The organism is Streptomyces coeruleofuscus (assembly GCF_039532725.1).
Lineage (GTDB): Bacteria > Actinomycetota > Actinomycetes > Streptomycetales > Streptomycetaceae > Streptomyces > Streptomyces coeruleofuscus.
In genome coordinates this window covers 546,686-560,834 of record NZ_BAAASE010000002.1, presented here as the reverse complement: position 1 = coordinate 560,834, position 14,149 = coordinate 546,686, and the positions used below count along the sequence as shown (strand labels likewise).

General features: G+C 71.7%; 12 protein-coding genes. 8 read left to right on the top strand and 4 right to left on the bottom strand.

The window, feature by feature from the left end; genetic code table 11:
• Positions 1 to 28 precede the first annotated feature (28 nt).
• The 3 genes from ABFX81_RS09650 to ABFX81_RS09640 are packed head-to-tail and all read left to right on the top strand — an operon-like array spanning position 29 to position 3,485.
• Entirely contained in the window at positions 29 to 1,003 is a 975-nt protein-coding gene (locus ABFX81_RS09650) for an NTP transferase domain-containing protein (protein WP_346137914.1), read from the top strand.
• Positions 1,000 to 2,382 carry a molybdopterin-binding protein gene (locus ABFX81_RS09645; RefSeq protein WP_086846930.1) on the top strand — a complete coding sequence of 461 codons (1,383 nt, stop codon included), beginning with the start codon at positions 1,000 to 1,002 and terminating at the stop codon, positions 2,380 to 2,382. The genes ABFX81_RS09650 and ABFX81_RS09645 overlap by 4 nt, the downstream gene beginning before the upstream one ends.
• Positions 2,379 to 3,485: a potassium channel family protein gene (locus ABFX81_RS09640; RefSeq protein WP_346137913.1), complete on the top strand. Its 1,107-nt coding sequence runs from the start codon at positions 2,379 to 2,381 to the stop codon at positions 3,483 to 3,485. Before ABFX81_RS09645 ends, ABFX81_RS09640 begins: the two co-directional genes overlap by 4 nt.
• A 65-nt stretch (positions 3,486 to 3,550) precedes the next feature.
• Here ABFX81_RS09640 and ABFX81_RS09635 read toward each other — a convergent pair whose 3' ends face one another.
• Complete coding sequence (locus ABFX81_RS09635) at positions 3,551 to 4,399, bottom strand: ABC transporter permease (protein WP_086846934.1); 849 nt, start codon at positions 4,397 to 4,399, stop codon at positions 3,551 to 3,553.
• Positions 4,396 to 5,421: an ATP-binding cassette domain-containing protein gene (locus ABFX81_RS09630; RefSeq protein ID WP_086846936.1), complete on the bottom strand. Its 1,026-nt coding sequence runs from the start codon at positions 5,419 to 5,421 to the stop codon at positions 4,396 to 4,398. The genes ABFX81_RS09635 and ABFX81_RS09630 overlap by 4 nt, the downstream gene beginning before the upstream one ends.
• A gap of 169 nt (positions 5,422 to 5,590) precedes the next feature.
• On the opposite strand from ABFX81_RS09630, the gene ABFX81_RS09625 reads away from it, so the two are divergent.
• Positions 5,591 to 6,580, top strand: a complete 990-nt coding sequence (locus ABFX81_RS09625; RefSeq protein WP_086846938.1) for a zinc-binding dehydrogenase — start codon at positions 5,591 to 5,593, stop codon at positions 6,578 to 6,580.
• 31 nt (positions 6,581 to 6,611) lie between these two features.
• On the opposite strand, the gene ABFX81_RS09620 is transcribed toward ABFX81_RS09625, so the two are convergent.
• On the bottom strand, positions 6,612 to 7,094 hold the full coding sequence (locus ABFX81_RS09620) for a hypothetical protein (RefSeq protein ID WP_346137912.1): 483 nt from the start codon (positions 7,092 to 7,094) through the stop codon (positions 6,612 to 6,614).
• A 253-nt stretch (positions 7,095 to 7,347) separates the two neighbouring features.
• Here ABFX81_RS09620 and ABFX81_RS09615 point away from each other — a divergent pair, with 253 nt between their 5' ends.
• Entirely contained in the window at positions 7,348 to 7,899 is a 552-nt protein-coding gene (locus ABFX81_RS09615) for a proteasome activator (RefSeq protein ID WP_086846942.1), read from the top strand.
• Positions 7,900 to 7,966: 67 nt separating this feature from the next.
• Here ABFX81_RS09615 and ABFX81_RS09610 read toward each other — a convergent pair whose 3' ends face one another.
• Entirely contained in the window at positions 7,967 to 9,613 is a 1,647-nt protein-coding gene (locus tag ABFX81_RS09610; protein ID WP_346137911.1) for a protein kinase domain-containing protein, read from the bottom strand.
• A gap of 354 nt (positions 9,614 to 9,967) precedes the next feature.
• Between ABFX81_RS09610 and ABFX81_RS09605 the strand changes: the two genes are divergently transcribed.
• From ABFX81_RS09605 to ABFX81_RS09595, 3 genes are all read left to right on the top strand, one after another.
• Complete coding sequence (locus ABFX81_RS09605) at positions 9,968 to 11,557, top strand: protein kinase domain-containing protein (protein ID WP_086855021.1); 1,590 nt, start codon at positions 9,968 to 9,970, stop codon at positions 11,555 to 11,557.
• A gap of 416 nt (positions 11,558 to 11,973) precedes the next feature.
• Positions 11,974 to 13,167, top strand: coding sequence for a pyruvate dehydrogenase (acetyl-transferring) E1 component subunit alpha (gene pdhA / locus ABFX81_RS09600; RefSeq protein ID WP_086855022.1), 1,194 nt, complete (start codon positions 11,974 to 11,976; stop codon positions 13,165 to 13,167).
• A gap of 1 nt (position 13,168) precedes the next feature.
• Positions 13,169 to 14,146 carry an alpha-ketoacid dehydrogenase subunit beta gene (locus ABFX81_RS09595; protein WP_346137910.1) on the top strand — a complete coding sequence of 326 codons (978 nt, stop codon included), beginning with the start codon at positions 13,169 to 13,171 and terminating at the stop codon, positions 14,144 to 14,146.
• Positions 14,147 to 14,149: the final 3 nt, after the last annotated feature.

Sequence of the window (14,149 nt, the reverse complement as noted above, 5' to 3'; positions counted from 1 at the left end):
TGATCGCGGGGGCACGCATACTCGGGGTGTGACCGCCTTCGACCTCCCGGGTGAACCCGGCACCGGTTCCGGCCCCGCGCGGCGGCCGGACCCCGCCGCGTACGACGCCGTCGTGCTCGCCGGGGGTGCCGCCCGCCGGCTCGGCGGCGCGGACAAACCCGGTGTGCGCGTGGGCGGCCGGGCCCTGCTCGACCGCGTGCTCGCCGCGTGCGCGGGCGCCCGCGGCACCGTCGTCGTCGCCGCGCCCCGGCCGACGGCACGGCCCGTGACCTGGGCTCACGAGGACCCGCCCGGCGGCGGCCCGCTCGCCGCGCTCGACGCCGGACTGCGGCACACCACGGCGGAGCATGTCGTGGTGCTCTCCGCCGATCTGCCGTTCCTGGAGGAGCGCACGGTCGCCCGGCTGCTGAGCACGCTCCGGACGAGCGCCGCCGACGGGGTGCTGCTGACCGATCCCGAGGGACGTGACCAGCCACTCGTGGCCGCGTACGCCGCACCGCGGCTGCGCGAGGTGCTCGCACTCCTCACCGACCGGCACGAGGGTCTCGCCGGTCTCCCGCTGAGGCGTCTCATCGCCGAGCTGAACCTCACCCGCGTCTCCGACCCCGTCGCGTCCTTCGACTGCGACACCTGGGACGACATCGCCACCGCCAGGGCACGCATCAGGGAGCATGGGCACGTGTTGGATGAATGGATTTCCGCAGTCAAGGACGACCTGGGGATCGACCTCGACGTCGACACCCGCCTTCTGCTCGACCTCGCCCGCGACGCCGCACACGGCGTGGACCGGCCGGCGGCGCCGCTGACGACCTTCCTCGTCGGCTACGCGGCCGCACGGGCGGGCGGCGGCCCCGAGGCGGTCGCCGAGGCCGCCCGCAAAGCCGCGGCTCTCGCCGCCCGCTGGGCGGAGGAAAGCGCCGCGGAGGCCCAGAGCCCCGGCACCCGGTCCCAGCCCGACGCCGCCCCCGACGCGACGCCCGACACCCGCCCGGACGCCGGATGACCCCGCACGGCACACGCGCCGGTGAGGACGCCGAGGACCTCGACGTCGAGGAGGTGCTCGCCCTCGTGAACAACAGCAACGACCTGCCCGGCCCCGCCGAACGGGGTGAGACGGACAGCCGCCGCGCCTCCGGCCGGCCGGACACCTCTCCCCGGCCCGACGCCCGCCACCACGCCACCCCCTGGCCGGAGGCCCGGGCCACCGCCGGACGCGCCGCCCGGAGCACCACCCGGGCCGCCCGCCGCCAGCCGGTCTCCGTGCCTCTCGAAGCCGCCCTCGGCCTCACCCTGGCCACTCCCCTCGACGCCCTCACCGACCTGCCCTCCTTCGACACCTCCGCGATGGACGGCTGGGCGGTCGCCGGGCCCGCCCCCTGGGACGTACGGGACGACGGTGTCCTGGCCGGGCACGCCGCGCAGGAGCCACTGACCGACGGCGAGGCCGTCCGGATCGCCACCGGCGCCCGCATCCCCCCGGACACCACCGCCGTCCTGCGCAGCGAGCACGGGCGCACCGACGACAAGGGCCGCCTCTACGCGACCAGGGACGTCGTCCCCGGCCAGGACATCCGCCCGCGCGGCCAGGAGTGCCGCAGCGGCGACCAGTTGCTCCCCGTCGGCGCCCTGGTGACCCCGGCCGTACTCGGGCTCGCCGCAGCGGCCGGATACGACACCGTCACCGCCGTCCCGCGGCCTCGTGCCGAAGTCCTGGTCCTGGGCGACGAGTTGCTCACCGAGGGACGGCCGCACGACGGTCTGATCCGGGACGCGCTCGGTCCGATGCTGCCGCCCTGGCTGCGGGCGCTCGGCGCCGAGGTCACCGCCGTACGACGCGTCCGCGACGACGCCGACGCCCTGCACCAGGCGATCACCACGTCCGACGCCGATGTCGTCGTCACCACCGGCGGCACCGCCGCGGGCCCGGTCGACCACGTCCACCCCACCCTGCGCCGCATCGGTGCGGAACTGCTCGTGGACGGCGTCAAGGTGCGCCCCGGCCACCCCATGCTGCTGGCCCGCATCACGGAGACCCAGCACCTCGTCGGTCTGCCGGGCAACCCGCTCGCCGCCGTCTCCGGGCTGCTGACGCTCGCCGAGCCGTTGCTGCGGACCCTCGCGGCCCGGCCGGCCCCGGAGCCGTACACGCTGCCGGTCAGGGACGCCGTGCACGGGCACCCGTACGACACCCGGCTCGTCCCCGTCGTCCTGCGAGGCGACCAGGCCGTGCCGCTGCGCTACAACGGACCGGCCATGCTGCGCGGCATCGCGGCGGCCGACGCGCTGGCCGTCGTACCCCCAGGCGGTGCACGTCCGGGACAGGAGGCGGAACTGCTCGACCTGCCCTGGGCGTCCGGAGGAATCGGGGTGTGTTTCACGTGAAACTTCCGGGCCAGGACGCGATCGCCCGCCAGGCGGACGAGCATCTGGTGACCCATCGGGTGAAACTCCCGAGGAAAGTGGTGGAGCATCCGATCCGCCAGGTCACCAAGAGGCTCTCCATCGCACTGGTGGTCCTCGTCGCGACCGCGCTGATCGTCTACCTCGACCGCGACGGCTACAACGACAACGCGGGTGGCGGGCTCACCCTCCTCGACGCGTTCTACTACGCGACCGTCACCCTCTCCACCACCGGCTACGGCGACATCACCCCGGCCAGTGACGCCGCCCGGCTCACCAACATCCTCGTCATCACGCCCCTGCGCGTGCTGTTCCTGATCATCCTGGTCGGCACCACCCTCGAAGCCCTCACCGAACGCACCCGGGAGGAGTGGCGACTGAACCGCTGGAGGTCCACGTTGCGCGATCACACCGTCGTCATCGGCTTTGGCACGAAGGGCAGGTCGGCGATCCGGACCGTCTGTGCGACGGGCCTGAAGAAGGAACAGGTCGTCGTGGTCGACCCCAGCTCCAAGGCGATCGACGCCGCGGCCGCCGAGGGCTACGTGGGCATCATCGGGGACGCGACGCGCAGCGAGGTGCTGAAGCGGGCCGAGGTGCACAAGGCGCGCCAGATCATCATCGCGACGCAGCGCGACGACACGGCGGTCCTGGTGGCGCTGACGGCCCGGCAGCTCAACCGCGGGGCGAACATCGTGGCCGCGGTGCGGGAGGAGGAGAACGCGCCGCTGCTGAAGCAGTCGGGCGCCGACGCGGTCATCACCAGCGCCAGCGCCGCCGGCCGTCTGCTCGGCCTCTCCGTGCTGAGCCCCTCCGCGGGCATGGTGATGGAGGACCTCATCCAGCAGGGCAGCGGGCTCGACATCGTCGAACGGCCGGTGGTCAAGGCCGAGGTGGGCAAGAGCCCGCGGGAGATCACCGACCTGGTGGTGAGCGTCATACGCGGTCACCGGGTGCTCGGCTACGACGATGCGGCCGTCGGGAAGCTGGAGCTGACCGACCGGCTCATCACGATCGTGCGGGCGACGCCCGGCTCCCAGATCGCGCCCGACACCCGGCCGTTGCCGCCGATGCCCCGCAGCTGACCGGCAGGAATCGGCCGGCCGCACGCACTCACCCCGCGCGCGACGGCCGGCCAAGTCCCCGCGACCTACTTCCGGTTGTACAGCCGCATCGTGATCGGCCCGAAGACCAGCACGAACAGCCCGGTCCAGCCCAGCGTCCAGGCGACCTCGGCGGCCGGCCAGTCACCGCCCATCAGGCCGCGCACCGCCGACGCCAGATGCGTGATGGGGCTGTTGTTGACGAAGGCCTGGAGCCAGCCCGGCATCGTCTTCGGGTCGACGAAGACGTTGGACAGGAAGGTGAGCGGGAAGATCACCATCATGCTGACGCCCATCACCGACTTCTCGGTGCGCAGCATCAGCCCGAACATCGTCCAGATCCACGAGAAGGCGAACGAGAAGAGCACCAGCAGGGCGATCCCGGCGAGCACTCCGACGATCCCGCCGTCCGGTCGGTAGCCGAGGATGATGCCGACGGTGAGCATCACGACGGACGCGATCGTGTACCGCAGGGCGTCGCCGAGCAGATAGCCGACCATCGTCGACGGCCGCCAGATCGGCAGGGTGCGGAACCGGTCGAAGACGCCCTTCTCGATGTCGGTGTTGACCGAGACGCCCGTGTACATCGTGATCATCACGACCGACATCACGAGGATGCCCGGCAGCAGGAACTGGATGTACTCCTTCGGCGAGCCGGCCAGCGCCCCTCCGAACAGGTACGTGTACATCAGCACCATCATGATCGGGAACGCCGTGACGTCGAAGAGCTGCTCCGGCACGTGCTTGATCTTGAGGATCGCCCGCCAGCCGAAGGTCATCGAGGCCGACCAGGCGCTGGGCCGGGGCGGACGCTCCTTGGAGATGAGCAGCGCGGCGAGGGATTCGGTGCTGACGGGGGCGAGTTCCTTGCTCTCCGTGGTCGTCGCGGTGCTCATGCCGCCACCTCGTCCTTCGGGTCGTGGGAGTCGTCGGCGTGGTCGGAGTCGTGCGTGTCGTGCCCGGTGAGGGCGAGGAACACCTCGTCCAGGCTGGGCTGGCCCAGCGAGAAGTTGTCGACGGTGATCCCGGCGTGGGACAGCTCGCTCAGCGCGCGGGACGCCTGCTGGGCCGCGCTGTCGTCGCTCGCCGCCGTACCGAGCCGGGCGGTCAGGGCCACCGGGTCGTGTTCCAGCTGCACCTGCGCGTCGAGAACCCGGCGCAGCAGATCCGCCGCCAGGGTCCGCTGGTCCGGATCTCGCAGCCGTAGGTGGACGGACCCGGCGCCGACGGACGACTTCAGCTCGCCCTTGGTGCCCTCGGCGATCACCCGGCCGCGGTCGATGACGGCGATCCGGGACGCCAGCTGGTCGGCCTCGTCCAGGTACTGCGTGGTCAGCAGCACGGTGGTGCCCTGGGCGACGACGGCCCGCACGATGTCCCAGACCTGGTTGCGGCTGCGCGGGTCGAGTCCGGTGGTCGGCTCGTCGAGGAACAGCAGGTCAGGGGTGTTGAGGATGGACGCGGCGATGTCGATGCGGCGCCGCATGCCGCCCGAGTACTGCTTGACCTGCTTCGCGGCCGCTTCCGTGAGCCCGAAGGCCTCCAGGAGCTGGGCGGCACGGTCCCGGGCGGCCTTCTTGTGGTGGCCGAGCAGCCGGCCCAGCAGGACCAGGTTCTCGGTGCCGGTGAGGTCCTCGTCCACCGACGCGTACTGGCCGGTGAGGCTCACCCGGCCGCGTACCTCGTCGGCCTCGCGGACGATGTCGTGGCCGAACACATGGGCCTCGCCGCCGTCCGGCCGGAGCAGGGTGGCGAGCATCTTCACGGTGGTGGTCTTGCCGGCGCCGTTCGGGCCGAGGACGCCGTAGACCGTGCCCGCGGGCACGGACAGGTCCACTCCGTCTACCGCCCGCGTCTCGCCGAAGGTCTTCACCAGGCCCGCGGTCTCGATCGCCAGGCCGGACGTCTGCGTGCTCATGTTCGGGTCCTTCCGAGTACGTGGGCTACGCATGGCAAGACCCTCACCGTCGCCCAAACTCATCGGTCCCGCACATGGAATTCGGCAAGGACCGGACCAACGACGGAGGCGGAGCCGGCCCGGGGGCGGAGCGGAGTCCGTCCGGCGGCCGGGGAGTACCGTCCCCTTCATGCATGCGATCACGATTCCCGAACCTGGTGGGCCCGAGGCGCTGGTCTGGGACGAGGTCCCGGATCCCGTGCCCGGCGAGGGCGAGGTCCTGGTCGAGGTGGCGGCCGGTGCCGTCAACCGGGCCGACATCCTGCAACGGCAGGGCTTCTACGACCCGCCGCCCGGCGCGTCCCCCTACCCCGGCCTGGAGTGCTCCGGCCGGATCGCCGAGATCGGCCCCGGTGTCTCCGGCTGGAACGTCGGCGACGAGGTGTGCGCGCTGCTCTCCGGCGGCGGCTACGCCGAGAAGGTGGTCGTCCCGGCCGGACAGCTGCTGCCCGTGCCCGAGGGCATCGCACTGACGCGGGCCGCGGCGCTGCCCGAGGTGACCTGCACCGTCTGGTCGAACGTCTTCATGATCGCCCACCTGCGCCCGGGCGAGACGCTGCTCGTGCACGGCGGCTCCAGCGGCATCGGCACCATGGCCATCCAGCTCGCCAAGGCCGTCGGCGCGCGGGTGGCCGTCACGGCCGGTACGAAGGAGAAGCTCGACCGGTGCGCCGAACTGGGCGCCGACATCCTGGTCAACTACCGCGAGCAGGACTTCGTCGAGGAGGTCAGGAAGGCCACGGACGGCGCGGGTGCCGACGTCATCCTCGACAACATGGGCGCCAAGTACCTGGAGCGCAACGTCAGGGCCCTCGCCGTCAACGGCCGGCTCGCGATCATCGGTATGCAGGGCGGCGTCAAGGGGGAGCTGAACATCGGCGCCCTGCTCGCCAAGCGCGCCGCCATCAGCGCGACGTCCCTGCGCGCCCGGCCGCTGGAGGAGAAGGCGGCCATCGTCGCGGCCGTGCGCGAACACGTCTGGCCCCTGTTCGCGGGCGGCCACCTGCGCCCGGTCGTCGACCGCGAGCTCCCGATGCCGGACGCGGCCGCCGCGCACCGGGTCGTGGAGGAGAGCGGCCACATCGGCAAGGTGCTGCTGATCACCCCGCAGGGCGCCTGAGGCCCCGGCGGCCAGGCCCCGGTCGGCAGGCCTAGATCCGCCGCAGCCGCAGGGCGAGGAAGGCGAGTCCGAGGCCGAGGCCGATCAGCACCAGGCCGCTGCCCAGCGGCAGGATGCGCAGGACCGGCCCGGCGGGGCGCTCGGCGCGCCCGGCGGCGGCCTCCCGGACGGGCTGCTCCGTCTGCGCAGGGGTCTCGGGGACGGCTTCCCGGGGCTCCTCGGGGGCGGCGGTGGCCTCACCGGCCTCCCGCTCCCGCTCGGGGTCCTCGGGCCGTCCCGGCCGCTGCCGCCCCTCACCGGCCCGGGTCCCGGCCCGCGAGGGCTCACCCGGGTCGGAGGGGGCGGCGAGGGCACCGCCCCCGGGGGCGCCGTCGTACGCGGGGACAGAGCCGTGCGACCGGACGGACTGGACAGCTCCGTACGAGGCGCCGGCCCCGTACGGTGAGACGACCGCACCCGCCCCCAGGGCGGCCACCAGTCCCGTCGCCCGCAGTGCGCGTTGCCATGGAGTCACGTTGGTGACCCCCTCCCGCCGTGCCCGGTAGGGCGAATGCGGCAAGTTCGGTCAGATGGAGGCAATCAGCCTCACACCGTCCCACTCCTCCGGCACTCCGGGTTCGGCCGACAGGCGGAATCGCCGCACGAGCCGGATTCACCCTTTGGTGAGCAACCCGGGGCCTGACCCGCACGTCTCCTCCCACACGGTGGATCAGCCTCCCGAGGGGGCACCACAGAGGGGAGGTGCAGGCGTGCGAGAGAATGGCGGCATGGAGATGCCGAGGAACGAAAGGTCGCCGGAGAACCCGCAGATCCTGGTCGTGGGCCAGGACGGCATGGCGCTCAGCGGCGGCGGTGACGAGGACTCCCGCGAGACCCCGGTCACGGAACAGGTGGAGCAGCCCGCGAAGGTCATGCGGATCGGCAGCATGATCAAGCAGCTTCTGGAGGAAGTGCGCGCGGCTCCCCTGGACGAGGCCAGCCGGGTCCGGCTCAAGGAGATCCACGCCAGCTCGGTGAAGGAGCTGGAGGACGGTCTGGCGCCCGAGCTGGTCGAGGAGCTGGAGCGGCTCTCTCTGCCCTTCACGGACGAGACGACCCCGAGCGACGCGGAGCTGCGCATCGCGCAGGCCCAGCTGGTCGGCTGGCTGGAGGGGCTCTTCCACGGGATCCAGACCACGCTGTTCGCCCAGCAGATGGCGGCCCGCGCCCAGCTGGAGCAGATGCGCCGCGCCCTCCCGCCGGGTGTCGGCCAGGACGGCCTCGACGAGCAGCACCCGGGCGGGCGTGCCGCCGGCCGTTCGGGCGGGCCGTACCTGTAACGAGCCCGCGTACCGGCCACGCGAAGGGCCCGGCAGCCTCGGCTGCCGGGCCCTTCGCACGGGCGGATCAGGCCGGCGGGTTGCCCGTGGAGACGCCGAGCTCGATCTCGGGCATGTCCTCCGGGTCCACGTCGGTGCCGGCGGACGGGAACTGGTTCATGACCGTGCCGTCGCCGTACGTGTTCTCGTCCATGTTGTTGATCTTCTTTTCCCAGCCGGCCGCCTGGAGGCAGGCCTTGACCGACGTGATGTCCTTGAACTTGAAGCTCGGCATCCGGATCTTCTCGGGGTCGTTGTACGACTCCTGAGGCTCCGTGCACTCCTCGGTCTCGATCGTCCTCGACGTGTCCGGCCCGCGGTAGCCCGGCTTCTTGGCCGCCGCGGTCGAGGCACTCGCGCTGCTGCCCCCGCCGCCCTGCTCGTCCTTGCTGCCGCCGTTCATCAGCAGGGCCGCGACCAGGCCGCCGACCGCGACGACGGACACGAGGACCGAGCCGATGATCACCGGCTTGTTGCTCTTGCCGCCGCCGGAGGAGCCCGGCGCGGTCTGCGGCGCGAGGTTGTACGGGGGCGGGGTCGACGGACCCGGCTGCGGGGAGTACGCGGCGGGGGACGGCGTCTGGTAGCCGCCCTGCTGCGGGTAGCCGTAGCCCGGGGACGGCGTCGCCGGGGCGGGCGTGCCGTACGGGTTCGGGGGCGGAGTCGGCTGGTACGGCGTCTGCACCTGGCCCGAGGGCGCCGGGGCCGCCTGGTCGACCGGCGGGAACACGGCCGAGCCGACACCCGCGCCGCTCGGGGTCTGCGTGCCCGGGACGATGCTCGGCGGGGCGGCCTGGACGGACGCCGCCACGCGCAGGCACTCGTCCCGCATCGCCTCGGCGCTCGGGAAGCGCTCGTTCGGGTTCTTCTTCAGCGCGCGGGCGATCAGCGCGTCCACGGCCGGGGGCAGCGAGCGGTTGACCGAGGACGGAACCGGCGGCTCCTCCTGAACGTGCGCATACGCTATGGCCAGCGGCGAGTCCGCGTCGAACGGCAGCCGCCCGGTGACCAGTTGGAACAGCATGATGCCGACCGAGTACAGGTCGGAGCGGGCGTCCACACCGCGGCCGAGGGCCTGTTCCGGCGAGAGGTACTGCGGGGTCCCCACGACCATGCCGGTCTGCGTCATCGAGGTCACACCGGACTGCATGGCGCGGGCGATGCCGAAGTCCATGACCTTGACCACGCCACGCTTGGTCATCATCACGTTGCCCGGCTTGATGTCGCGGTGGACCAGGCCCATCTCGTGGCTGATCTCCAGCGCCGCGAGCACGTCCCCGGTGATCTTCAGGGCCTTGTCGGCGGGCATCGCGCCCTGCTGCCGCACGTCCTCGTCGAGCACCGAGCCGAGCGGGCGGCCCTCGACGTACTCCATGACGATGTACGGCGTCGTCATGGAGTCGAGGGTGTCCTCGCCGGTGTCGAAGACCGAGACGATGTTGGTGTGCGTGAGCTTGGCCACGGACTGGGCCTCGCGGCGGAACCGCTCGCGGAAGGCCTGTTCCCGACCGAGATCGGTGTGAAGTGTCTTGATCGCGACCTGTCGGTCGAGCACGCTGTCGTACGCGAGGTGCACCGAGGCCATACCGCCCTGGCCGAGCAGATCACGCAGTTGATAGCGGCCGTTGGCGAGCGCCCGCCCCGTGTACTGGCCCTGTGCGCCGTCCTGGCTCATGTTCCGTTTCCCCCGTAGCCCTTGAGGCGCCGCCGACTGCCGCTGATCCGTCGCTGACCGCGGTGATCCAAACCGCCATTCCCGGCCAAGTCTGCCCCAGGGCACCGACACGTCAAGCTCGGTGCCCGATCCGTGACCGTACGCGAAGGAAGCGTCGCGGAAGCGTTACAGGGGATGTCCGGCCGGTACACAGAATTTGCACGACAGTACGGAGTAAAGGTTTCATGACGCGTCCGTACCGTGCCCGCCCTGGTACCCGTCTCGGACCGGCGGCTTGCGCCGAGGCTGTAGCGTGGCCGACGGAGACCGTAACAACACCGCGCGCACCGCGGGCAGAAACGACGGCGAGGACTGATGGCACAGCAGCAGCGCGCTCAGGGCCCGTCCGAACCCGAGGCGACTGGCGGCGGCATGTCGGACGCGCCGGAGTCCTGGGGTAACGGCGGGCTCGTCGGGGACGGCCGGTACCGGCTGACCGGCAGACTCGGCCGGGGCGGCATGGCCGAGGTGTTCGCAGCCGAGGACGTCCGCCTCGGGCGCACCGTGGCCGTCAAGCTGCTCCGTTCCGACCTCGCCGAGGACCCGGTGTCCAAGGCGCGCTTCACACGCGAGGCCCAGTCGGTCGCCGGCCTCAACCACCACGCGATCGTCGCCGTGTACGACTCCGGCGAGGACGTCGTGGGCGGCCAGTCCGTGCCCTACATCGTCATGGAGCTGGTCGAGGGCCGCACGATCCGCGACCTGCTGCTCAACGCCGAGGCGCCGGGCCCCGAGCAGGCCCTGATCATCGTCTCGGGCGTCCTGGAGGCGCTCGCCTATTCGCACCAGCACGGCATCGTGCACCGCGACATCAAGCCGGCGAACGTCATCATCACGCACAGCGGCGCCGTGAAGGTGATGGACTTCGGCATCGCGCGCGCCCTGCACGGCGCGCAGTCCACGATGACGCAGACCGGCATGGTCATGGGCACCCCCCAGTACCTCTCCCCCGAACAGGCCCTCGGCAAGGCCGTCGACCACCGCTCCGACCTGTACGCCACGGGCTGCCTGCTCTACGAACTCCTCTCACTGCGCCCGCCGTTCACCGGCGAGACCCCGCTGTCGGTGGTCTACCAGCACGTCCAGGACATCCCGACGCCTCCCTCCGAGGCCTCCGACGCCTGCCCGCCCGAGCTGGACGGCCTGGTCATGCGCTCCCTCGCCAAGGAGCCGGACGACCGTTTCCAGACGGCCGAGGAGATGCGCGGGCTGGTCCAGTACGCGCTCCAGATGCTCTACGACCAGGGCGGCCACACCGGCACCTGGAACACCGGCCCGGTCGACATGCACGAGGGCCGGCACACCCCGTCGGGCGGCTTCGCCGGTACGGCCGTGATGGGCCACCCCGGGGACCCCTCCGGCACCGCGCAGATCCCGTCGCCGATCCTGCCCGCCGGCTACGGCGGCGGGGACGACGGCGGCTTCGAGGGCCACGGAAACAAGGGCGGCGGCCGCGGCAAGCTGTGGATCCTCGCCGTGCTCGCGGTGATCGCCGTCGCGGCGGGTGTCGCCCTGGCGCTGCAGAACACCGGCGGCGATACGAAGGGGCCCGGCACCAAGCAGTCGCCGACCACCTCGCCGACGGCCGAGAAGAAGACGCCCAGCGAGACGCCGAGCGACGAGCCGACCGACGAGCCGACCGACACGTCCACGGACGACGGCAGCGGTACGAGCTCCGGCGGCGGCGAGTGGACACCGTCGTACACGCCGTCCTACACGCCGTCGCAGAGCGCTCCCCAGTCGCCCACCGGCCAGCCGTCGGACCAGCCGACCTCGCAGGAGCCGACCGACGAGCCCACGGACCCGGAGCCCTCGGACCCGGCGACGCCGCCGGACGACACGGGCGGCACCGACGCGGGCGGCGCGACCGGTGTCGTCGGAGGCACGGGTGGCGAGGGCGGCTGACCCGAGGTCGGCTCCCTGACCGGAAAGCCGGAACAAAACGGATGATCCACGCGCGCGTGGGACCCGGAAACGGGCCCCACGCGCGCGTGCCGTTTCGCCGCGCCGGAAAGTGGACTCTTCCCGTGACCTGGGTCACCGGGTTAACGTGCGGTTGCTCCGGCCTCCTGCAAGGCTGTGACCAGGGCCCCTTCCACGCCTTCCCGATTTACTTGGATATCCAAGCAAAATCCCAGGTCAGAGGGGGTTTCACAGAAATGTGATGCACTGGGTAACGTGCCTTCTGCAGGGCGCTCGCCGGGGCACCTGTCCCGCCTGTTCCCGGTCGAGTGGCACCCACCCCGTGCCCGGTGGTCGGAACAGGTGAGCCGCACTGGCCTACCGGCAACCCCGGGGGCCGGACCGACGGAGGAGCACACGTGACCGTGGAGAGCACTGCCGCGCGCACACCGCGACGCAGCGCCGGAAGCAAGGCCGGCGCCACCGGCACCAAGCGCACCACCCGCACGACCGCCAAGAAGGACGCCGGCACCGAGCCCCAGCTCGTGCAGCTGCTGACGCCCGAAGGCAAGCGCGTCAAGAACGCCGAGTACGACAAGTACGTCGCCGGTGTCACCCCGGAAGAGCTCCGCGGCCTGTACCGCGACATGGTGCTCACCCGCCGCTTCGACGCCGAGGCGACCTCCCTCCAGCGCCAGGGAGAGCTGGGCCTGTGGGCCTCGCTGCTCGGCCAGGAGGCCGCCCAGATCGGCTCCGGCCGGGCCCTGCGCGACGACGACTACGTCTTCCCCACCTACCGGGAGCACGGCGTCGCCTGGTGCCGCGGCGTGGACCCGACCAACCTGCTCGGGATGTTCCGCGGCGTGAACAACGGCGGCTGGGACCCCAACGGCAACAACTTCCAGCTCTACACGATCGTCATCGGCTCCCAGACGCTGCACGCCACCGGCTACGCCATGGGCATCGCCAAGGACGGCGCGGACAGCGCGGTGATCGCCTACTTCGGCGACGGCGCCTCCAGCCAGGGCGACGTGGCCGAATCGTTCACCTTCTCCGCGGTCTACAACGCCCCCGTCGTGTTCTTCTGCCAGAACAACCAGTGGGCCATCTCCGAGCCGACCGAGAAGCAGTCCCGCGTCCCGATCTACCAGCGGGCGCAGGGCTTCGGCTTCCCGGGCGTCCGTGTCGACGGCAACGACGTGCTCGGCTGCCTCGCGGTCACCCGGTGGGCCCTGGAGCGCGCCCGCGCCGGCGAGGGCCCGACCCTCGTCGAGGCGTTCACCTACCGCATGGGCGCCCACACCACCTCCGACGACCCGACCCGCTACCGGGGCGACGAGGAGCGCCAGGCCTGGGAGGCCAAGGACCCGATCCTGCGCCTGCGCCGCTACCTGGAGGCCTCGAACCACGCGGACGAGGGATTCTTCGCGGAACTGGAGGCCGAGTCCGAGGCGTTGGGCAAACGAGTGCGCGAGGCGGTCCGTGCCATGCCGGACCCGGACCACTTCGCGATCTTCGAGAACGTCTACGCGGACGGACACGCCCTCGTCGACGAGGAGCGCGCCCAGTTCGCCGCGTACCAGGCGTCGTTCGCCGACGAGGGGGGTAACTGAGATGGCCGAGAAGATGGCACTGGCCAAGGCGATCAACGAGTCGCTGCGCCGCGCCCTGGACTCCGACCCCAAGGTCCTGATCATGGGTGAGGACGTCGGCAAGCTCGGCGGCGTGTTCCGGGTGACGGACGGCCTCCAGAAGGACTTCGGCGAGAGCCGCGTCATCGACACCCCGCTCGCCGAGTCGGGCATCGTCGGCACCGCGATCGGTCTGGCCCTGCGCGGCTACCGCCCGGTCGTGGAGATCCAGTTCGACGGCTTCGTCTTCCCGGCCTACGACCAGATCGTCACGCAGCTCGCCAAGATGCACGCCCGCTCGCTGGGCAAGGTCAAGCTCCCGGTCGTCGTGCGCATCCCCTACGGCGGCGGCATCGGCGCCGTGGAGCACCACTCGGAGTCCCCCGAGTCGCTGTTCGCGCACGTGGCGGGCCTGAAGATCGTCAGCCCGTCGAACGCGTCGGACGCCTACTGGATGATGCAGCAGGCCATCCAGAGCGACGACCCGGTGATCTTCTTCGAGCCCAAGCGCCGCTACTGGGACAAGGGCGAGGTCAACACGGAGGCGATCCCGGGCCCGCTGCACAAGGCCCAGGTGGTCCGCGAGGGCACCGACCTCACCCTCGCCGCCTACGGCCCGATGGTGAAGCTCTGCCAGGAGGTCGCCGACGCGGCCGCCGAGGAGGGCAGGAACCTGGAGGTCCTCGACCTGCGCTCGGTCTCCCCGATCGACTTCGACTCGATCCAGGCGTCGGTGGAGAAGACGCGCCGCCTGGTCGTCGTCCACGAGGCACCGGTGTTCTTCGGATCGGGCGCGGAGATCGCCGCGCGGATCACGGAGCGCTGCTTCTACCACCTGGAGGCCCCGGTGCTCCGGGTCGGCGGCTACCACGCGCCGTACCCGCCGGCCCGCCTGGAGGAGGAGTACCTGCCGAACCTGGACCGGGTGCTGGATGCCGTCGACCGCTCGCTGGCGTACTGAGGA

Bases quoted from the DNA above. Each gene is read 5' to 3' on its own strand.
- ABFX81_RS09645 (WP_086846930.1), top strand. From the start codon at position 1,000: ATGACCCCGCACGGCACACGCGCCGGTGAGGACGCCGAGGACCTCGAC.
- ABFX81_RS09635 (WP_086846934.1), bottom strand. From the start codon at position 4,399: ATGAGCACCGCGACGACCACGGAGAGCAAGGAACTCGCCCCCGTCAGC.
- ABFX81_RS09630 (WP_086846936.1), bottom strand. From the start codon at position 5,421: ATGAGCACGCAGACGTCCGGCCTGGCGATCGAGACCGCGGGCCTGGTG.
- ABFX81_RS09625 (WP_086846938.1), top strand. From the start codon at position 5,591: ATGCATGCGATCACGATTCCCGAACCTGGTGGGCCCGAGGCGCTGGTC.
- ABFX81_RS09615 (WP_086846942.1), top strand. From the start codon at position 7,348: ATGGAGATGCCGAGGAACGAAAGGTCGCCGGAGAACCCGCAGATCCTG.
- ABFX81_RS09610 (WP_346137911.1), bottom strand. From the start codon at position 9,613: ATGAGCCAGGACGGCGCACAGGGCCAGTACACGGGGCGGGCGCTCGCC.
- ABFX81_RS09605 (WP_086855021.1), top strand. From the start codon at position 9,968: ATGGCACAGCAGCAGCGCGCTCAGGGCCCGTCCGAACCCGAGGCGACT.
- ABFX81_RS09595 (WP_346137910.1), top strand. From the start codon at position 13,169: ATGGCCGAGAAGATGGCACTGGCCAAGGCGATCAACGAGTCGCTGCGC.